A 19,847-nucleotide genomic window follows, 5' to 3' on the forward strand; every position below is an offset into this window, starting at 1 on the left:
AGTTTTAAGGTATAGAATTAGGCCTATAGCGCATAACACAAGAGAAAAACTCACTCATAATGAAAGACTTTCAACGTCTACCCTTAAATGCCCTTAAAGCCTTTGAGGCCGTTGCCCGGCTGGGCAGCTACCGCGCCGCCGCCAGCGAGCTGTTTGTCACCCACGGCGCGGTTAGCCAGCAAATTAAAAAACTAGAATCGCACCTAGGCCTCACCCTGCTAAGCAAGCAAGGCCGCGGTATAGGGCTGAGTGCCGAGGGCCAGCAGCTGTATCAGCAGTTACAGCCCCTGCTAATGGGGCTAGGTGAGTTAAGCCGCAATCTAGACCCGCAAGCCCAAGCCGGGCCACTGCGCATAGCCTGCAGTAGTGATACCGCCGTGCTCTGGCTAGTGCCCGCCTTGCCCAGCTTTTGCCGCGAGCACCCCGAGATAGCCATAGACATACGCCCCATTAGCGATAACGAACCCAACCCTATCGATGTGGATATTGCCATACTCAACCAACTACCCGAGGCCAGCCCCTACCACTGGACGCTATTGAGCGATCAATACTTCTTCCCCGTGTGCAGCCCTGAGTTAGCGAGTGAAGTGGCACTGAGTTCCCACCACACACCCCTGTTACACGCTGATAGGGGCGGGCTGTGGGCGGCTTGGTTTAGGGAGTCCAACACCCCTTATTTAAACCAGCGACCACAACTGTATTTACCCGGCGGCGCGGCAGTGCTTAGCGGCGCCCTAGCCGGGCTGGGCATAGCACTGGCTCATCGCTTAGAAGTGCACCGAGCCCTACAAAGGCAGCAGCTAGTAGTGCTGGGGGATTATCAAATTAAAGCAGCACAGGCTTATTTTATTAGCAGCACCCATCAACCGGTTAGCCAACGAGCACAACTGTTTATCGCTTGGTTAAAGCGCTATTGCGCTACGGCTGCCGAATAAAACATCGCTAAAAAGCCCTTATTAACACCCTTAAAAGCGCAGACGCCAGTAGGGTTTTATAGGTCACTGCTGTATAATTTTTCTTTTTCCATTTTATAGACTCGCCATGACCCCATTAAATATTTCAGACCATATCACCGACGACGTTCACATAGCCAAGCTGCGCGCCCTAATTGCCCCGGCCATTTTAATTGAAGAGCTGCCGTTATCTAAGCAAGCCGCCAGTATGATTTGCGACGCCCGCCTAGCCATAGCAAACGTTTTTAGCGGCGCAGATGACCGCTTAGTGGTAGTCGTCGGCCCCTGCTCTATACACGACACCAAAGCCGCCTTGGAATACGCCCAGCGCCTAAAAGGCATTATGAGCCAGTTCCAATCTGAACTCATTATTGTGATGCGCACCTATTTTGAAAAGCCGCGCACCACCGTGGGCTGGAAAGGTTTAATTAACGACCCCTACATTGATGGCAGCTTTAATATCAATCACGGTTTAAAAGTGGCGCGACAATTACTGGTAGATGTTGCCGATATGGGTATACCCACGGGTTGTGAATTTCTCGATACTATTTCACCGCAGTTTTTTGCTGACTTAGTCTCTTGGGGTGCCATAGGCGCGCGCACCACCGAAAGCCAAATTCACCGCGAACTAGCCTCGGGCTTATCGATGCCAGTAGGCTTTAAAAATGGCACCGACGGCAACTTACAAATTGCCATAGACGCCATAGGTGCTGCCTCGCACCCCCACCATTTTTTATCGGTGACCAAGCAAGGCACCTCCGCCATAGTAGAAACCCGCGGCAATAAAAACTGCCATATTATTTTGCGCGGTTCCAGCAAGGGGCCTAATTACGAAACAAAATTTATAGAACAAACCACCACCCTAGTAGAAAACAAAGGTTTAGCGCCTTACATCATGGTGGATTGCAGCCACGGCAATAGCAATAAAGATTATGCCCGCCAAAGCCTAGTGGCCGACAACCTAGCCCAACAAATTAGTGCTGGTAACAAAGCCATTAGCGGCGTCATGTTAGAGAGCCACTTGGTAGAAGGTAATCAGAAAAATCCCGAGGTTTATGGCCAAAGCATTACCGATGCCTGTATCTCTTGGGATACTACCTTAGAGATTTTAAATGGCTTAGCTGACGCGGTTAAGGCTAGACGTTTAGCCTAAGCAGGCTTACCAAAATACGCACAAAAAAAGGGCGCAGAGTTAAGACTCCTGCGCCCTTTTTTATTGCAGCCGTGTTGATGTATAAAGCTAGCGCACAAAGCTCAATACATTAGCCGAAAAATCTTTTTTAAGTGTCGCTACGGTTTTTTTAATTTCTGAAAAACTAAACCCCAACGTCATCATTTTTTTACTAAAAGACGATTTACTACTACGACATGGGTCGATAACAATCACTTCGCAATGCGGATTGGCGTGTCTGTCTATAAAAGCAGAGAGCTTATCGCTATGGTTTCTTTCATAGAGTAAGTCGGCACCGATAATAACGTCGAAGGTACCTAAGTTATCGGTATCCAGATCCCAGTTGGTGCGTAAAAATGGAATGCCTCTACCGTGATTGAGTTTTACATTTTCAGCTAAATAAGTCCCGGCTTCAGGATGGTAATCCGTGGCGGTAATATCGGCATGCCTGGCATTCAGCAGCAAACTGGGCAACGCCATACCACAACCCACTTCCAATATACGCTTGCCTTGTATTTCAAAGCTCTGCATTTCGCGAGCTAACATTTCCCCCGACTCCCACAACACACCAAACAGCGACCACTGCGCAGAAGAAATACCTAAAGCCTCGGCCACACCAAAAGGATCAGAAAACTGCTGTTTATCAAGTAGCGACCTAAGATGTATATCCAGATGATCAAACTCTATGGTTTGATAGCGTATGCGGGCGGGGATCATAGATGGCTCTGTGCAGGTATAGACGCAACAAGCTCTCTCACTAAGGATTCGCTACGCAGGGTAGCCACTATAACCCATATCAGCCCAATAGCGAATAAACACTGGCGCTGCTAAGCCACTCGCTACTCATCCACGGCGGTTATATTTACCCAGTCTTCTAGGCCATATTTACGCAACAACACTTGTAACTCACCACTGGCACGTAACTGCTGGGTGGCATCGCTAATTAACGCGACATACTCGGCAGAAGATGCCAGCACCGGAGAACAAGCTATATAGGATTTACTGGCGTGATTAAGAAAACCCGCTGGCGCTACCTGCCCCTGCAGCTTTAATTTTTGTAAGGCCGCAGTCACCACCGGTACCGATTCAATAATAATATCAATCTCAGCATTCACTAAAGCACGTAGATTATACTCTAAAGAAAACTTACCCCTACGCAGCAGCACCCTATCGGTATCTTGATATTGCTGTATGTACTGGCCAATATCATCCCTATAGTCATAACCGTCTATTACACCTAAACGCTGCTTGGCCAAAGAAGATACATCGGTAAATTGCCACTGGGAGTCCGCCCGGCGATAAAAAGCCAGGCGATCAACCCCTTGGTGCTCCGCAGGAAACAACAAGTTATCGGCATCGTTTTTATAGGTAGCCACTAGACAGTTTTTTTCACCCTTGCTTACCTGCTCTATAGCTTTATCCCAAGACATAAGCTGATACTTAACCGTATGACCAGCGCGCACCATGGCGTACTCAGCCAGCTCTATCATATAGCCAGGCATAGGAGAGTTAGGTATGCCGTTATAGGGGTAATACCGATCCGCGACCAAGGTAACTTCGTCGGCATAGGCCGTTTTTATGGCCAGTAAAACCATAGGCACAGAGCACAACAATAGGAATTTATTCAACAGAGCGATCACAAGCTAACAACTTTTATTAGTTTCTTATTATAGGTGGCTACTATAAACGAATCTAATAGTGGTTTATAGCCAGCATCGCGCAGAACCTCTAAGAATCAGCTTTTAGCTGTCGAAGTCTGACTGTTTTCGTCTAAAGGCAGTATTTTAAAGTTGATATAGCTATATAAAAGAGCAATGAGTGGGTTAATTAAGTTGAAAAAGGCAAACCAGAAATAGGCGCCGGTGGCCACACCCAAGGTGGCGGCCATAAAAGCACCACAGGTATTCCAGGGGATTAGCACCGAGGTAACCGTACCGGAATCCTCTAAATTACGCGACAGGTTTAAAGCATGTAGGCCGCGTTTTTTAAATTCTTTTTGAAACATGCGGCCGGGCAGTACGATAGAAATATATTGATCGCCGGTCACTATATTAGTGCCAATACAAGTGAAGATCAGCGAGCGTATTAAACCACCGGAGCTGTGCGCCGACGCTACCATCATCGCCACTAAGCGGTTAAGCAAACCGGTTTTTTCCATCACCCCGCCAAAGGTCATGGCGCTAACAATTAACCATATGGTATTGAGCATACTGCTCATACCGCCGCGAGTCAGCAGGCCGTCTATCATCTCGTTACCGGTATTAGAAACATAGCCATTAAAGCAGGCCATCCATACGCCTTTCAGCATAGGCAACACACCCCCCGTAGCCATATCGGCCAAACGCAGCACCGCCTCACCCTGAAATAACAAGGCAAATAGCACACCGGTTAAACCACCGATAACAATGGTGGGTATGGCCGGTACTTTTTTAAAAGCCAGCGCCAATAACACCGCCACCGGCAACAACATATACCAGGCTATGTGAAACTGATCTTGTAAAGTATTGCGCAGGGTTAGCAGCTCGGTTTCGGTGACGTCACTCTCAGCACCTAACGCTAAAATCGAAAATAAAATTAAACTGATGACAAAGCTGGGGATGGTCGTCCACATCAAATTTTGTATATGGGGGAATAACTCACTGCCCGCCACGGAAGGTGCTAAGTTGGTAGTGTCCGATAAGGGCGACAGCTTGTCACCCAAGTAGGCACCCGAAATAATGGCGCCGGCGGTAATCTCTACCGACAAACCCATGCCCTGCGCCACACCGATTAGGCCTATGCCTATAGTGCCCGCTACCGTCCACGAGCTACCTATGCTCAAGGCCACAATGGCACAGATTAAACAGGCCGCTGGGTAAAATACCGCGGGCGACAATAGCGCCAAGCCGTAGCTAATCATGGCCGGTACGGTGCCCGCTAAAATCCACGTACCTATTAACATACCCACGGCTAGTAAGATTAATACCGCCACCATGGCCATCATAATGCTGTCGACTATGCCATCTTGTATGGACTGCCAACTGAGGCCATTTTTTAAACCCACAATGCTGGCTATGCCCGCCGCCATGATTAAGGCAATTTGATTAGCGCCATAGGAAGAGTCGCTACCAAACAAATACACCGAAGTAGACAACATCACTATCAAACAGGCTACGGGTATAGCAGCATCAACCAAGGTGGGATTTTTTACGGCTTGCTGTGTCATCGTTACGGGCCTTTTTTTATTGCTATGGCGATGATAATTAGGCGTCTATTTCTTCAAAGAGTTTGTAGTGGGTTTCTGCCATGCCCACCTGCTTATAGGTTTGCTGGGCTATGTGGTTATCTTGCTCTACGTATAACCTAAAGCCACAAACATCACCCTGCTGCTGCGCCAACTGTTTAACCTTGTTATACAGCCTAGTGTACAGCCCCTGCCTACGCCATGCGGCTTGCACATAAACACTTTGCACCCACCAAAATTCGCCGTTGCGCCAGTCGCTCCATTCGGTGGTGACCATTAGCGAGGCTACCACTTTATCCTCTACCTCAGCCACCAAATAAAAGCCGCGATGCGGGTTAGTAATTAAGTTGCGCACCCCCGCCAAAATCACCTCGGGGGCCAGCGTCATGTGTTCCGTTTCCATGGCCATAGCGCTATTAAAATCAGCTAAGGCCTGGGCATCGTTTAGGGTGGCTGGGCGTATTGCTAGAGTTTGTTCAGTCACGGGCTCTCCCTTGTTATTTCTTATCTATTATTTTAAGGCTACGACGCCGCTGCCAGCAGCTCGCCCACCGCTAAAATATCACCGCAGCGGTCGCTTTGGTAACCGGGCAGCTTAGCGACCGCCTGATGAAAGGCCTCACTCTGTATTTCATTAATAAAACGAATCAGGGCCACATCGTTTAGCGCCTTACGATTACACACCATAATATAGTCTTCGCTGGCGATGGGGATAAACTCCAAACCAAACTGCTTAGCGGCCGCCTTGACCCCAAATCCCACATCAGCCATGCCCGCCGCCACATAAGCGGCAATGGCGCCATGGGTAAACTCTTGATCGCTATAACCCTGTATACCCGCCACCGCTATGCCTTGGTTTTTTAACAGCTGATCTAATAGCGAGCGGGTGCCCGAATCTTTTTGTCGATTAATAAACTTTAAGCCCGGCCGCAATAAATCGGCAAAGCCCTGCACTTTTTTAGGATTACCCGGCTGCACCATTAAACCCTGCTCGCGGCTGATAAAGCGTATCGCCACATGCGCCTGCGGTTTAATTAAGGTGCTATAGGCCTGCATCAACTCGGGTATCACCACGCCAGTGGGTATATGAAAGCCCGCCACATCACAGGCACCGCGGTTAAGTGCCGACAGCGCATCCAAGGGGCTTTGATACTGTAAATCTAATTGAAAGTCGCTGGCAAAATCCGGCAGCAGCGCCACCGCATAGCCGTGGCTGGCATGCAGGCGCAATAACGGCGCCACATCGGACAAGGCCCGGTGCAGCTCTATATTAATTTCTGAGGCTAGGTTATCCATTTGCGGCTTTAGCCGCGCCATGACCCGTTGCTCGGCCCACACCAACTTTTCACCCAAAGGCGTTAACGTAGCGCCCTTACCCTTCTCTAATTTCACTACCTCGGTGCCAAAAAAACTGGCCCACTTATTTAGCAAGTTCCAGCCGTGCCTATAGGACACCCCTATGGTTTTGGTGGCCTGGGTTAATTTGCCGTGCTCGCGTATGGCCTGTAACAGCTTAAACAGCAGAGGGTCTATGTGATTACCCGCATCGTCGTGGAAGGACCAAGCCGGGTCTATATGGATACGTTTTATGCTCATAATCACCACTACACTTAGGCTTATTATTACCCCATTGGTTACCCTAAAACTACCTATGTACTTACGTACATATTTGGGGATTACAGGGGCGATGGTACTATACTTCAACGGTTACAGACCATTAATTCCTTTAAATATGCAAAGCATTACATAACTTGAGTGTAATTTAATGACCCAAACTAGCAATGGCAGCGAATTGGCAGCCACCATTAACAGCATTATTGCCGAGCACAAAACACTGGAAGGCCCGCTACTGCCCATACTGCACGCCAGCCAACAGGCGCTGGGGTATATACCCAGCGAGGCGGTGCCCATGATTGCCGAACAGCTGCAACTCACTAAAGCCGAGGTGCACGGGGTGATTAGCTTTTACCACTTCTTCCGCAGCAGCCCCGCGGGCAACAACACTATACAAATTTGCCGCGCCGAATCCTGCCAATCCATGGGCAGCCGCGAGCTAGAAGCCGAGATCAAACAACGCTTAAAAGTGGATTACCACCAAACCACCGCCGACGGTGAAATCACCCTAGAGCCAGTTTACTGCCTAGGCAACTGCGCCTGCTCACCGGCAATACGGGTTAATGACGACATACATGGCCGCGTTGATATGAACAAATTCGAAAATATTGTAGACGAGCTACTCACCGTCGCCGTGGAGTTAAAACTATGAACCACTCTTCTAACTCCCCCACGGTTTACATACCCCGCGATACCACCGCACTGTCTTTAGGGGCCGACAAAGTCGCCAGTCAACTGCACAGCCAGCAGCCAGACATCAATATCGTGCGCAACGGCTCGCGCGGCCTGTTTTGGCTAGAGCCCATGATTGAAGTTACCACCCCGCTAGGCCGCGTTGCCTACGGCCCGGTGCAGCCAGAAGACGTGGCCAGCCTGTTAGCCAACGACTTTTTACAGGGCGACAGCAGCCACCCGCTGTATTTAGGTCTTACCGAAGAGATACCCTATTTAGCGCAACAACAACGGGTAACCTTTGCCCGCGTCGGCATTACCAACCCCGTATCACTGGCGGATTACCGCGCCTACGGCGGCTTAGTCGGCTTACAAAAAGCCTTAACCTTAACCCCACAAACCATCGTCGACGAAGTCAAAACCTCCGGCCTGCGTGGCCGTGGTGGTGCCGCCTTCCCCACCGGCATTAAATGGCAAACCGTACTAAATGCCCCCAGCAACAAAAAATACATAGTCTGCAACGCCGACGAAGGCGACTCCGGCACCTTTGCCGACCGCATGCTAATGGAAGGCGACCCCTACTGTTTAATAGAAGGCATGATCATCGCCGGCTTGGCGGTAGGTGCCGACCAAGGCTATATCTACCTGCGCGAAGAATACCCCGTAGCCCACCAAATATTGAACGAAGCCATAGCCACCGCCGAAAGCGAAAACATACTGGGTGATAATGTGCTGGGCTCGGGCAAAGCCTTTAACTTGCAGGTTAGGCTAGGAGCGGGCGCTTACATTTGCGGCGAAGAAACCTCGCTGCTGGAAAGCCTAGAAGGCAAACGCGGCATGGTGCGCGCCAAGCCGCCACTGCCCGCCATTGTCGGCTTATTTGGCCAACCTACCATCGTTAACAATGTGATTTCACTGGCCAGCGTGCCCGATATTATGGCCAACGGCGCCGAGCAATATCAGGAGTTTGGCACCGGCCGCTCACGCGGCACCCTGCCCTTTCAATTGGCGGGTAATATCAAACAGGGCGGCTTAGTCGAGCTAGCCTTTGGCGCCACCCTAAAAACCCTGCTAGAAGATTTTGGCGGCGGCACCCGCAGCGGTAAACCCATGCGCACGGTGCAAATAGGCGGGCCTTTGGGCGCATACTTGCCAGAGCATTTATGGGACACCCCGCTAGATTACGAAGCCTTTCTCGCCATAGGTGCCGGTGTGGGCCACGGCGGCATCGTCGCCTTTGACAACAGCGTTAACCTGTCGCAACAAGCGCGCTTCTCTATGGAGTTTTGCACTATTGAATCCTGCGGCAAATGCACCCCTTGCCGCATAGGCTCTACCCGCGGCGTGGAGGTAATCGATAGAATCACCAACAACGAACAACGCGAAGAGAACCTTGAGCTGCTCGAAGAGCTATGCGACACCATGGTGCACGGCTCACTTTGCGCCATGGGCGGCATGACCCCCATCCCCGTGACCAGTGCACTCAAGCACTTCCCTGAAGACTTTTCACCCGCTGAAGGCGCAAACTCTAGCAGCCAACAGCAAGGAGCCGAACATGCTTAATCACTGGACACCTAATAGCGAAAACCGTGATCGCTGGAGCCCCAAAGACCTAGACATCAACAAAGATTACGGCACCCCGGCTCCCTTCCCCGAATACTCCGAGGAATACGCCAGCCTCAAACCGGTAACCCTCACCATAGACGGCCAGGAAGTTACCGTGCCCGAAGGCACCTCGGTCATGCGCGCCGCCGCCATGAGCGAAATACATATACCCAAGCTCTGCGCCACCGACTCGCTGGACGCCTTTGGCTCTTGCCGCATTTGCTTGGTAGAGATAGAAGGCCGCCGCGGCTACCCGGCCTCCTGCACCACCCCTGTGGAAGCGGGTATGCAAGTACTTACCCAAACCGGCAAGCTGGCCAAGCTGCGCAAAAACGTGATGGAGCTATACATCTCCGATCACCCCCTAGATTGCCTCACCTGCCCCGCCAATGGCGACTGCGAACTACAAGACATGGCCGGCACCGTAGGTCTGCGCGATGTGCGCTACGGTTTTGAAGGCGAAAATCATTTAGACGCCGAAAAGGACAAATCCAACCCCTACTTCACCTTTGATGCCAGTAAATGCATAGTTTGCTCGCGCTGCGTGCGCGCCTGTGAAGAGGTGCAAGGCACCTTTGCGCTCACCATCGATGGCCGCGGTTTCGACTCTAAAGTCGCTGCCGGCCAAGATGAAGATTTTATGGACTCCGATTGCGTGAGTTGTGGTGCCTGCGTGCAAGCCTGCCCCACCGCCACACTAATGGACAACTCCATTATCGACCAAGGCCAACCCGAACACAGCGTCATCACCACCTGCGCCTATTGCGGTGTGGGCTGCGCCTTTAAAGCCGATATGAAAGGCGACCAAGTGGTGCGCATGACGCCCTACAAAGGCGGTGCCGCCAACCGTGGCCACTCCTGCGTAAAAGGCCGCTTTGCCTTTGGCTACGCCACCCACGGCGACCGCGTCACCGAACCGATGATACGCGACCACATAGATCAACCTTGGCGCACGGTAAGCTGGCAAGAAGCGGTAGACTTTGCCGCCCAACGCATACGCGGCATACAAAGCAAATACGGCCAAAATAGCGTGGGCGGTATTACCTCATCGCGCTGCACCAACGAAGAAACCTACCTAGTCCAAAAACTGGTACGCGCCGCCTTTGGCAACAACAACGTCGACACCTGTGCCCGGGTTTGCCACTCACCTACCGGCTATGGTTTAAAACAAACTTTGGGCGAATCCGCGGGCACACAAACCTTTGACTCGGTAGAAAAAGCCGATGTGATTATGGTGATAGGTGCCAACCCCACCGATGGCCACCCGGTATTTGGCTCACGCCTGCGCAGGCGTTTACGCGAAGGCGCATCACTGATAGTGGCCGACCCCCGCGAAATTGATGCACTCAAAACCGCCCACGCCAAACACACCGCGCACCTACCGTTGCGCCCCGGCACCAACGTGGCCTTTATTAACGCCATGGCCCACACCATTATCGAAGAAGGCTTAGAAGATAAAGCCTTTATTGCTGAGCGCTGCGAAGGCCCAGCCTTTGAAGAGTGGAAGGCGTTCATCATGGAGGCCAAAAACTCACCCGAGGCCAGCGCCGACATTACCGGCATTAACGCCGCCAAACTGCGCCAGGCCGCCCGCGATTATGCCAACGCCCGCAACGGTGCCATTTACTATGGCCTAGGCGTAACCGAACACAGCCAAGGCTCCACCATGGTGATGGGCATAGCCAACCTCGCCATGCTTACCGGCAACATAGGCCGCGAAGGCGTGGGGGTAAACCCACTGCGCGGCCAAAACAATGTGCAGGGCTCTTGCGATATGGGCTCGTTCCCCCACGAGCTGCCCGGTTACCGCTCGGTGAGCGACGATGCCGTGCGCGGCAGCTTTGAACAAGCCTGGGGCGTAACCCTGCAAGCCGAACCCGGTTTTCGCATTACCAATATGCTCAATGAAGCCGTGGCCGGTAACTACAAAGGCCTGTATTGCCAAGGTGAAGATATCGCCCAGTCCGACCCCAACACCCATCACGTTGAGGCCGCGCTGCGCAATTTGGAATGCCTAATCGTGCAAGACATCTTCTTAAACGAAACCGCCAAGTTCGCTCACGTGTTTTTACCCGGCTCATCGTTTTTAGAAAAAGACGGTACCTTCACCAATGCCGAGCGCCGCATCTCACCCGTGCGCAAAGTCATGAAGCCCTTAGGCGGTTTGGCCGACTGGGAAGCCACCGTGTTGCTATCCAACGCCCTGGGCTACCCTATGAGCTACGCTCACCCATCAGAAATTATGGATGAGATAGCCAGCCTGACCCCCAGCTTCGCCGGCGTAAACTACCAACGCTTAGATGAAGAAGGCTCTATACAGTGGCCCTGTAATGACGCAAGCCCCAACGGCACACCCATCATGCACACCGATGAGTTTACCCGCGGCAAAGGTTTATTTATTAACACCGAGTACGTGCCCACCACCGAAAAAGTCACTAGGCGCTTTCCGCTGCTACTCACCACGGGCCGCATCTTGTCGCACTATAATGTGGGCGCACAAACTCGCCGCACCGACAATGTGGCCTGGCATACGCAGGATATTTTAGAGCTACACCCGCACGACGCCGAAGACCGCGGCATACGCGATGGCGACAAAGTAGAAATCGCCAGCCGCGCCGGTAAAACCGCGCTCACCGCAAAAATATCGGAACGCATGCAGCCGGGTGTGGTATACACCACCTTTCACCACCCAGAAAGTGGTGCCAACGTGATTACCACCGACAACTCCGACTGGGCCACTAACTGCCCCGAGTATAAGGTAACGGCGGTGCAGCTCACTAAGGTGACGCAAAAATCACAATGGCAACAAGAGTTTGAAGAGTTCACTGAAAAACAGTTAAACTTTTTAGACCAACGCATAGCCAGCAACAGCGACGAGAGCCTTAAAAGCTAATGCCCGACTCTAGCGACAACAACGCCAACGATAAAACCCAGACTATCCGCGGCGCTGTTACTCGCCCAGTTACGCCATGGCCAGAGCTACAACAGCAAGACGACTGGGTGATAGAAGAAGTGCCCGTCGCCCTAGCCTACAACGGCATCTCCCATGTGGTGATGATGGCCTCGCCCATATTGCTCAAAGAATTTGCCCTAGGCTTTAGTTTTAGCGAAGGCATAATCAATAGCGCCGCGGATATTTACGACTGCGACATACAGCAACACACTAACGGCATAGAGATTAAGCTAGAGATTAGCCAACACTGCTTTAGCGCCTTAAAAAATCGGCAACGACAACTCAGTGGCAAAACCGGCTGCGGTATTTGCGGATTGGAATCACTGCAAATGCTAGAGCGCAGCTTTAAGCCCATACACAGCGAGCTACAGTTTCAACACCGCAGCTTACAAAAAGCCATTAGCAGCCTAAAACAAAAACAACCCCTGCAAACGCTCACCGGCGCCGTGCACGCCGCCGCCTGGTGCGACCCACAAGGCAACATACTACACATCGCGGAAGACGTAGGCCGCCACAACGCTTTAGACAAACTGATAGGTATTTTACTAGAGCAACAAATAGATAGCCGACTAGGTTTTATCAGCATCTCTAGCCGAGTCAGTTTTGAAATGGCGCAAAAAACCATCGCCATAGGTGCGCCTTTATTAGTCGGCGCTTCCGCCGCCACCTCGCTAGCTTTAAGCGAAGCCGATAAATATGGTTTGTGTGTGGTAGGTTTTGCTAGGCCCGGTAGGCAGGTGGTTTATAGCCAATTGGATAGAGTGGTTGAGGGTTGAGGGTTGAGATCCTAGCTTTAACCCGCAGTTACATTCTTTAAATATACCCGGCAAAAAATATCTCCCCTTAACCCCCCCTAAAATAAGAATAAGACACCCACTTTAAGAATCCAAAAAATATAACAAATTTGGGCAAGTTCGCCCTTCGGGCTGGACAATCGGCTGCGCCGCTTGCCCCTGCCAAAAGCGTCATGCTTTTTTGTGCAGTTAAGGGCATGTCATATCGATCTCAGCTTGGAATTCCACTGACTCTAAGAAAAAGGTAGACTGATACAAGTTTCGGTTTCATAAATAGAGGAGACAATGCAATGCTGAGTCACGTAATGATTGGTTCAAACAATATTGAGAAAACAAAGGATTTTTACAATGCTACCCTTGGGGTTCTAGGTGCTGGAGATCCCATGGAGCACGTGAATGATACAGGGCAGACTCGCCTTTTCTACATTCATGAAGACTCTACCTTTTGCATAAGCGAACCGATTAATGGAGAGCCTGTCAGTATCGCTAATGGCTCCACGATTGGATTTGCCTGCAATTCTCCAGAGCAAGTGAAAGAGTTTCACGATGTTGCTGTAGCAAATGGTGGCACTAGCGTGGAAGAATCTCCAGGTCCACGTGAAGGCACGATGGGCGTTATGTACCTATGCTACTTTTTGGACCCAGACGGTCATAAGATATGCGGTATTTACCGACCAAGCTGAGTTTGACGAAGCGATATTTCACATCATTCCAATTCAGCGCATAACAAATAAAGGCATTGGACGTAGCAAAAGCTGCGCCCATGCCTTAAGCGCTATGCCCCACCCATAATTACCGGCTAACCACATGTCAACAAACGTCACTTTTAGACCATACTCTCCCACCGGTAAGTTGACCTGCCTAGGCCTCTTTGACGCGAATTGCCCGGAGTTCTTCGCACCAAATGAACGGCTCGACTATATGAGCTTTCTTGACTCCAGCCCACTCAGCTACGAACTATGCTTAGCTGAAGCAAAGGTCGTGGGAGCATTTGGGTTGGCCTAGTTATCGCTCGAATGCTTTTGGCCAAGCGTCAAAGCTCTGGACTCCACATCAGGCGTATTTGTCGCTAGGTAAGGCCATTGCTTTGAGGTGTAACAACTACCGATCTTTGTTTCTACATGAAATTGAGACATTAAATCATAGAAGGCAGCGACTGATGAAGCGAGGCCCAAAAATAAGAGAGTAGTTTTTACTCTGACCCTACTGAGTGTTGCCGTTTTATTTATTATAGCGACATTTTTAGTCAGTAGGCCCGAGCCCAGTAATAAGTAATCATAATTATACCTGCTATGGCATTACCCACTAACGCCTGCACGGCTATAGAATCTCAAAATAATTAGCCATGCTATTTTATTACACACAAACAAGATAAATCACCGCCTCCCTATTATGACAAGATTTATTAGGTGGCTATTATGAAGCAGATTAGGCTTTTATTACTCTATTTTTACCTTCTGACTTTGCTTGATATAAAGCGCTATCAACTCGCTTAAAAATATCATCGATATGGTCATCATTCTTAATTGAGGTAACACCAAAGCTTGCCGTAACGGGGAAATCAACCAAGCTCTGTAATGACTCACAGCTTTCGATAACAGACCTTAACTTCTCCGCAATTAAGCTAGCATTATCGACATTGGTATCTGCCAACATAATAATGAACTCTTCTCCGCCCCAACGAGCTACAAAATCACTACTACGCACTGTTGCGTTTAATAATTTCGCCAATTTCTTTAACACCTTATCGCCAACATCATGCCCTTTAGAGTCATTGATATTTTTAAAGTTATCTACATCAAGAAAAACAATAGACAAAGGAGATTTATTACGTTTAATAAGCAGTAAAAAATACTCCAACTTGTCATTGAAGGTTCTACGATTTGGCAGACCAGTTAAAACATCATTATTAGCCAAGTCATTTAAACGTCTGTGCATTTTTCTAACGTAAACCAAAACAATAATTGTAATAATTAATGTAAGAAGAAGCGTGACAGCAATATTAAAATAAAAGGTTTCTTCTAGCTTTGAGGTAAAATCATCTATTTTTGCTTCAACGATCAAATACAAATCTAACTCTGGTATGTATTTTCTATTCAACAAATACATATCATTATTCTTTGTGTATTCATATATCTGGCTACCATTACTAACAAAACTCAGCCCTAGCTGCTTTAAATCAGGCATTTTATCGAGATAGCTAGGTGAGTTTTCACGTTTTTCAGAAATAATAAGTTGACCAACATCATCAACAAAATAGACATTGAACTTATAATCCTGCCTGAAACGTTTGAGCATGTCGTCTATATACGAAGTCTTTAAACCAACTCCTATCACACCTAGAAGATGAAAGTCTTCATCGAATATTTTGTGATTGATAAACATAAATAAAGACGTACCCATAAACTCATTATGATCGATATTAATCTCATTGACTTCTGGGATGTTTTTAAAATCGAAATACCAAGCATTATTTGGATTATCCGATTTTATTTTTTCAATTAAACCTTTTGCCGTGTAGTAATTCATGGTTTTTTCAGAGACAAGAAAGGTAGTCGACATTTTATACTTGTTTTGAATGGTATCTAGATACCTAGCAATTTTGTCGGTTTCGCCCTCCTCATGGGACAGCCAGTCCTTCATAAAGGTGTCATTCGCCATCATCGATGAAATAAGATTAGGCTCAATAATTTGCTTTTGAATAACGGTGTAAATATTATCGACCGTTAAAGGCAGAGAGCTATCTTTTAACTGTGAGCGGATATTTTCTACCGACACAAAGTAATTAACCACTGTCAAACTAGTCGACAGCGTAAAAAGTAACCCTGTAATAATAAAGACGATACGGTAATCGAAACGCATAATTTATTTCATCTACGAGCAACAGTTATAAACATAACGTTGCATTCACTAATTAATCGGCTAAAAAAACGTTAAGCATCTGGTTCACCAAGGCAAAACCCAAATACCTACTTTATGTAGAAATCTATATATGGCCATCCATTCAAGCCCCATACCGCAACAATATAGGCATGGTAAATACACAGCATGCCCCCAATTTTAAAGAGTCTATGGCTGTAAATCCATTAATTACAACCAATCTCACACATAATGCTGTACTTAATTTGACCAGTTGATTTGCTGTAGCTTTAACGCCAACCAGTCAGCACTGACGTTATCTTGTAATATCTTGTAATAGTAACATTTAGGGAACATTTAGGGTCAGAGTAAAAACGCTCAACATGGTTTTTGTTCATGGTTGATACCCGCCCTCAGCTTTAAGAGACCAGTAAACAACATCCATTTGTTCAAGAAAGAACGATATGGCACGGCTTGGACGATATAGCCCTGTAGGCATACCTCAGCATGTTATACAGCGGGGCAATAATAGGCAGGTTTGTTTTGCGACTGAGGAGAAGGTGGCAGCTTATGCACATTGGTTGTTTGAAGGGCGATTCAAATCTGCGCTGTTGAGCAAGATGACTATTATCTAATTGACCAACGCCATATTGAACTAAACCCTGTTAGGGCGGGAATGGTTGCTGACCCGGCAGATTATAGTTGGTCTAGTTATCGCTCGAATGCTTTTGGCCAAGTGTCAAAACTCTGGACTCCACATCAGGCGTATTTGTCACTAGGTAAGGCCATTGCTTTGAGGTGTAACAACTACCGATCTTTGTTTCTAGATGAGATTGCTGGTAATTTACTCAACGACATACGGCGATCTGCGAATAAGGGATTGGCCCTTGGTTCAGAAAAATTTAAGGATGAAATTTAGGCCTTAGGTCATAGAAGGCAGCGACGGATCAAGCGAGTCCCAAAAATCCGAGAGTAGTTTTTACTCTGCCCCTACTGAGTGCACACTTAACCTTCCACAGACTGATGGAGAAACACAATGGCACATCTTAAACCGCTTGAATATTGTGATATTGAAGATCAAGACGTTCGACAATCAATCGAAAAGTATGAAGAACTGCGAGGCTTCGTACCCAACAGTATTCGGACTATGGCACGTCGACCTGAGATAGTTAAAGCCTTTATGGCTCTTAACCAAGCAGTGCTATATGACGGCACGGTGCCCGAAGCAACTAAAATGCTCGTTAGCCTGGCTACCAGTTTATCGTCAGGCTGTTTGTACTGTCAGTCACACATGACGAATCTGTCATCAATTTACAATGTTTCAGATGAAAAGATTGCCGATTTACTTAACTATCAAGAGAGTGAGAAATTTAGCGCCGCAGAAAAAGCGGCGTTGACGATTGCATTTAAAGCGGCAGGCGTGCCTAACGAAGTTGAAGAAGCTGACTTTACGATACTAAAACAACATTATGACGACGGCCAAATTGTAGAAATCGTAGCAACAATAGGCTTGTTCGGTTACTTAAATCGTTGGAACGACACCATGGCTACACAAATTGAAATGGTCCCAAGCAACACCACAAAGCGCATCCTCACGGATTGGCAAGAAGGCAAGCACGCTTAGACACCGGCGAGTTAGCATATCTGCCTAGTCAGGCGGTTAATCACAGCTTGCTTAGTGCTAACGGCGACTTTGTTTTAGCAACTACCAAAATCGTCATAAGCTTATAAAATGTGGTTCTTAGACAATTATGTAATAAGCAAATATGATGGCCGCCATTAATAGCCGATGAACATAGCATCGGTATTCATTGTGGGGGTTATCGTGAAAGTGATTAACAAAAAATTATTGGCGGCCGCTGTTTTGGCGACACTGCCTTTGTCTGCCTTTGCCACTAACGGCTATTTTCAGCATGGCTATGGCATCATCGCACAAGGCATGGGTGGCGCCGCAACGGCTATGACTAAAGATGCCATGGGTGGCGCTAATAACCCTGCATCTATGGTTTGGGTAGGCAATCGCATAGATCTAGGAGTCACAGTTTTCAGCCCTAAGCGTGAAGCTGAGCGCAGGGACAACGCCATGGGGCTAAATGGTTCTAGCGAGAGCGGCAAGAACTACTTTTTACTGCCCGGTTTTGGCTATAACCGCCTGGTAAATGAAAAGGTCTCACTCGGTGTCACGGTTTACGGTAATGGTGGCATGGATACGCACTATGCAAGCGGTACGCTGTTCGGCGGAAACGCTAACTTGTTGGCTGGCCAAGGGCGACTGGGAGTGAATCTCGAGCAAATCGTGTTTGCTCCGACTGTTGCCTTCAAACTGGGTGAGCATCATTCCATAGGGGTATCACCGCTGCTGACCTACCAGCGCTTTAAAGCCTATGGCCTAAGTGCATTCAAGGGCATGTCGGCTAGCCCCAACAATGTTACTGATAAGGGGCGTGATGATTCTACTGGTGTCGGTGTACGCATCGGCTGGCTGAGCAAGATAAACGATAGCGTTAGCCTGGGGGCAAGTTATTCCCCACAAACACGGATGAGCAAGTTTAATGATTATAAAGGCTTGTTTGCTCAGCAGGGGCGCTTTGATCTGCCTGAGAACTACAGCCTAGGGCTAGCTGTTGCTGTTACGGACACACTGAGCTTCGCCTTCGATTATCAGCGTATCAACTATTCCAATGTTCGTGCGGTGGGTAATGCCAGTTCCATTCTCGCGCCTTTGGGCTCCGATAACGGCCCTGGTTTCGGCTGGCATGATATCAATATCTACAAGGCCGGCGTCGAGTACGCCGTTGATACACAATTAACTCTGCGTGCCGGTTACAGCCACAGTGATAACCCGATTCATGCCGATGATGTGACGTTCAATATTTTAGCGCCTGGCGTCATAGAGGATCACGCTACGCTGGGGGCGAGCTGGAGCTACGACAATAACAGTGAGTTAAGCGTGGCTTATACCCATGCGTTTTCTAACAGTGTATCGGGTACTTCCATATTCGGTGGTACAGAAACCATCAAGATGTATCAAAACTCAGTAGGCATCTCTTATGGTTTGCGCTTCTGAAGCCCTACTCTTTGGCGTAGAATAGATCAGACACTTGCAAACAATGTAGAGGCAGCATGACTATAACCACTTTTACCCCTTGGACTGGCCTCCTTGGCGGCATACTCATAGGCCTTGCCGCAGTAGCTTGGCTATGGCTTTACGGACGTGTTACCGGCATCAGCGGCATACTGGGTGGTTTAACGCTTGATCGACAACCCGGTGAGCGCAGCTGGCGTGGCTGGTATTTGCTGGGGCTCATTGTGGGCGCCGTCATTTACCAATGGCTGGCATCAGCAGGCCTGCCGGGCGAGCATTACCAAGTCGATTTGCAGGTGGGTTGGCCGTTAACCATTGTGGCGGGTCTATTAGTAGGCTTTGGTACTCGCATGGGTAACGGCTGCACCTCAGGGCACGGTGTTTGCGGGCTGGCAAACACCTCTGTTCGATCGTTGGCAGCAACAGCTACTTTTATGGCCACCGGCTTCCTTACCGTTTTTATCGTCCGCCATGTTGTGGGAGCATAATATGAAACACAAACTTCCCCATGCGTTTATTGCTCTGTTAGCGGGTAGCCTATTTGGCCTTGGCTTGGGTGTATCTGGCATGATTAGCCCGGCCAAGGTACTCAACTTTTTAGATTTAGCCGGTCATTGGGACCCGTCTTTGGCCTTTGTCATGGGCGGCGCTGTGCTGGTGGCTTTTCCCGCCTTTCAATTGGCCAAGCGTGGTAATCGTCAGCCGCTGCTAAGTGACGGCTTTCAATTGCCCAGCCGTAAAGACATCGATGGCCGTCTGTTGGGCGGCGCTGCCATTTTCGGTATAGGCTGGGGGCTGGGCGGCCTCTGTCCGGGGCCGGCGATTGCCGCTCTCTCTAGTTTACAGTGGCCGATAGTGGGTTTTATTTTGGCCATGATTGCAGGGCAATGGCTGGCTGACCGCTGCAGCTAAAGCGTT

The 19,847-nt window shown here is 49.0% G+C and carries 17 protein-coding genes; 11 read left to right on the forward strand and 6 right to left on the reverse strand.

Annotated features, from left to right (window positions below; genetic code table 11):
* The first annotated feature begins 59 nt into the window (after window positions 1–59).
* Window positions 60–935, forward strand: a complete 876-nt coding sequence (locus tag B067_RS21190; protein ID WP_019529358.1) for a LysR substrate-binding domain-containing protein — start codon at window positions 60–62, stop codon at window positions 933–935.
* 106 nt (window positions 936–1,041) lie between these two features.
* Window positions 1,042–2,106, forward strand: coding sequence for a 3-deoxy-7-phosphoheptulonate synthase (locus B067_RS0106980; RefSeq protein ID WP_019529359.1), 1,065 nt, complete (start codon window positions 1,042–1,044; stop codon window positions 2,104–2,106).
* 87 nt (window positions 2,107–2,193) lie between these two features.
* Here B067_RS0106980 and B067_RS0106985 read toward each other — a convergent pair whose 3' ends face one another.
* The 5 genes from B067_RS0106985 to B067_RS0107005 all read right to left on the reverse strand — a co-directional run bounded on the left by B067_RS0106985 (window position 2,194) and on the right by B067_RS0107005 (window position 6,943).
* Complete coding sequence (locus tag B067_RS0106985) at window positions 2,194–2,841, reverse strand: class I SAM-dependent methyltransferase (RefSeq protein WP_019529360.1); 648 nt, start codon at window positions 2,839–2,841, stop codon at window positions 2,194–2,196.
* Between the two features lie 122 nt (window positions 2,842–2,963).
* Window positions 2,964–3,764 carry a substrate-binding periplasmic protein gene (locus B067_RS0106990; protein WP_156820772.1) on the reverse strand — a complete coding sequence of 267 codons (801 nt, stop codon included), beginning with the start codon at window positions 3,762–3,764 and terminating at the stop codon, window positions 2,964–2,966.
* Window positions 3,765–3,859: 95 nt separating this feature from the next.
* Complete coding sequence (gene nhaC, locus B067_RS0106995) at window positions 3,860–5,329, reverse strand: Na+/H+ antiporter NhaC (RefSeq protein WP_019529362.1); 1,470 nt, start codon at window positions 5,327–5,329, stop codon at window positions 3,860–3,862.
* Between the two features lie 37 nt (window positions 5,330–5,366).
* Window positions 5,367–5,831 (reverse strand): GNAT family N-acetyltransferase, encoded by a 465-nt coding sequence (locus B067_RS0107000; RefSeq protein ID WP_019529363.1) that lies wholly within the window; start codon window positions 5,829–5,831, stop codon window positions 5,367–5,369.
* Window positions 5,832–5,869: 38 nt separating this feature from the next.
* Entirely contained in the window at window positions 5,870–6,943 is a 1,074-nt protein-coding gene (locus tag B067_RS0107005) for a substrate-binding domain-containing protein (RefSeq protein WP_019529364.1), read from the reverse strand.
* Between the two features lie 169 nt (window positions 6,944–7,112).
* Here B067_RS0107005 and B067_RS0107010 point away from each other — a divergent pair, with 169 nt between their 5' ends.
* From B067_RS0107010 to B067_RS0107030, 5 genes are all read left to right on the forward strand, one after another.
* The gene (locus B067_RS0107010; RefSeq protein WP_019529365.1) at window positions 7,113–7,613 is read left to right on the forward strand and encodes a formate dehydrogenase subunit gamma; all 501 of its coding nucleotides are present in this window, start codon (window positions 7,113–7,115) and stop codon (window positions 7,611–7,613) included.
* Window positions 7,610–9,196: a formate dehydrogenase beta subunit gene (locus B067_RS0107015; protein ID WP_019529366.1), complete on the forward strand. Its 1,587-nt coding sequence runs from the start codon at window positions 7,610–7,612 to the stop codon at window positions 9,194–9,196. The genes B067_RS0107010 and B067_RS0107015 overlap by 4 nt, the downstream gene beginning before the upstream one ends.
* Entirely contained in the window at window positions 9,189–12,131 is a 2,943-nt protein-coding gene (gene fdhF / locus B067_RS0107020; RefSeq protein ID WP_019529367.1) for a formate dehydrogenase subunit alpha, read from the forward strand. The genes B067_RS0107015 and fdhF overlap by 8 nt, the downstream gene beginning before the upstream one ends.
* Window positions 12,131–12,967, forward strand: coding sequence for a formate dehydrogenase accessory sulfurtransferase FdhD (gene fdhD / locus B067_RS0107025; RefSeq protein WP_019529368.1), 837 nt, complete (start codon window positions 12,131–12,133; stop codon window positions 12,965–12,967). The genes fdhF and fdhD overlap by 1 nt, the downstream gene beginning before the upstream one ends.
* Window positions 12,968–13,275: 308 nt before the next feature.
* Entirely contained in the window at window positions 13,276–13,668 is a 393-nt protein-coding gene (locus B067_RS0107030; RefSeq protein WP_019529369.1) for a VOC family protein, read from the forward strand.
* 745 nt (window positions 13,669–14,413) lie between these two features.
* Here B067_RS0107030 and B067_RS0107035 read toward each other — a convergent pair.
* Window positions 14,414–15,847, reverse strand: coding sequence for a sensor domain-containing diguanylate cyclase (locus tag B067_RS0107035; RefSeq protein WP_019529370.1), 1,434 nt, complete (start codon window positions 15,845–15,847; stop codon window positions 14,414–14,416).
* A 1,033-nt stretch (window positions 15,848–16,880) separates the two neighbouring features.
* Between B067_RS0107035 and B067_RS0107045 the strand changes: the two genes are divergently transcribed.
* The 4 genes from B067_RS0107045 to B067_RS0107060 all read left to right on the forward strand — a co-directional run bounded on the left by B067_RS0107045 (window position 16,881) and on the right by B067_RS0107060 (window position 19,841).
* On the forward strand, window positions 16,881–17,468 hold the full coding sequence (locus B067_RS0107045; protein WP_019529372.1) for a carboxymuconolactone decarboxylase family protein: 588 nt from the start codon (window positions 16,881–16,883) through the stop codon (window positions 17,466–17,468).
* 201 nt (window positions 17,469–17,669) lie between these two features.
* On the forward strand, window positions 17,670–18,911 hold the full coding sequence (locus B067_RS0107050; protein WP_205619944.1) for an OmpP1/FadL family transporter: 1,242 nt from the start codon (window positions 17,670–17,672) through the stop codon (window positions 18,909–18,911).
* A gap of 56 nt (window positions 18,912–18,967) precedes the next feature.
* Window positions 18,968–19,417, forward strand: a complete 450-nt coding sequence (locus tag B067_RS0107055; protein ID WP_019529374.1) for a YeeE/YedE family protein — start codon at window positions 18,968–18,970, stop codon at window positions 19,415–19,417.
* 1 nt (window position 19,418) lies between these two features.
* Complete coding sequence (locus B067_RS0107060; protein WP_026244490.1) at window positions 19,419–19,841, forward strand: YeeE/YedE family protein; 423 nt, start codon at window positions 19,419–19,421, stop codon at window positions 19,839–19,841.
* The last annotated feature ends 6 nt before the right edge of the window (window positions 19,842–19,847 follow it).

The sequence above is a fragment of the Dasania marina DSM 21967 genome, from assembly GCF_000373485.1.
Classification (GTDB): domain Bacteria; phylum Pseudomonadota; class Gammaproteobacteria; order Pseudomonadales; family Dasaniaceae; genus Dasania; species Dasania marina.

Coding starts and splice junctions, on each gene's coding strand:
- B067_RS0107015 (WP_019529366.1), top strand. CDS start 7,610: ATGAACCACTCTTCTAACTCCCCCACGGTTTACATACCCCGCGATACC.
- B067_RS0107045 (WP_019529372.1), top strand. CDS start 16,881: ATGGCACATCTTAAACCGCTTGAATATTGTGATATTGAAGATCAAGAC.
- B067_RS0107060 (WP_026244490.1), top strand. CDS start 19,419: ATGAAACACAAACTTCCCCATGCGTTTATTGCTCTGTTAGCGGGTAGC.
- B067_RS0107005 (WP_019529364.1), bottom strand. CDS start 6,943: ATGAGCATAAAACGTATCCATATAGACCCGGCTTGGTCCTTCCACGAC.
- B067_RS0107010 (WP_019529365.1), top strand. CDS start 7,113: ATGACCCAAACTAGCAATGGCAGCGAATTGGCAGCCACCATTAACAGC.
- B067_RS21190 (WP_019529358.1), top strand. CDS start 60: ATGAAAGACTTTCAACGTCTACCCTTAAATGCCCTTAAAGCCTTTGAG.
- fdhD (WP_019529368.1), top strand. CDS start 12,131: ATGCCCGACTCTAGCGACAACAACGCCAACGATAAAACCCAGACTATC.
- nhaC (WP_019529362.1), bottom strand. CDS start 5,329: ATGACACAGCAAGCCGTAAAAAATCCCACCTTGGTTGATGCTGCTATA.
- B067_RS0107030 (WP_019529369.1), top strand. CDS start 13,276: ATGCTGAGTCACGTAATGATTGGTTCAAACAATATTGAGAAAACAAAG.
- B067_RS0107035 (WP_019529370.1), bottom strand. CDS start 15,847: ATGCGTTTCGATTACCGTATCGTCTTTATTATTACAGGGTTACTTTTT.
- fdhF (WP_019529367.1), top strand. CDS start 9,189: ATGCTTAATCACTGGACACCTAATAGCGAAAACCGTGATCGCTGGAGC.
- B067_RS0106985 (WP_019529360.1), bottom strand. CDS start 2,841: ATGATCCCCGCCCGCATACGCTATCAAACCATAGAGTTTGATCATCTG.
- B067_RS0106980 (WP_019529359.1), top strand. CDS start 1,042: ATGACCCCATTAAATATTTCAGACCATATCACCGACGACGTTCACATA.
- B067_RS0107055 (WP_019529374.1), top strand. CDS start 18,968: ATGACTATAACCACTTTTACCCCTTGGACTGGCCTCCTTGGCGGCATA.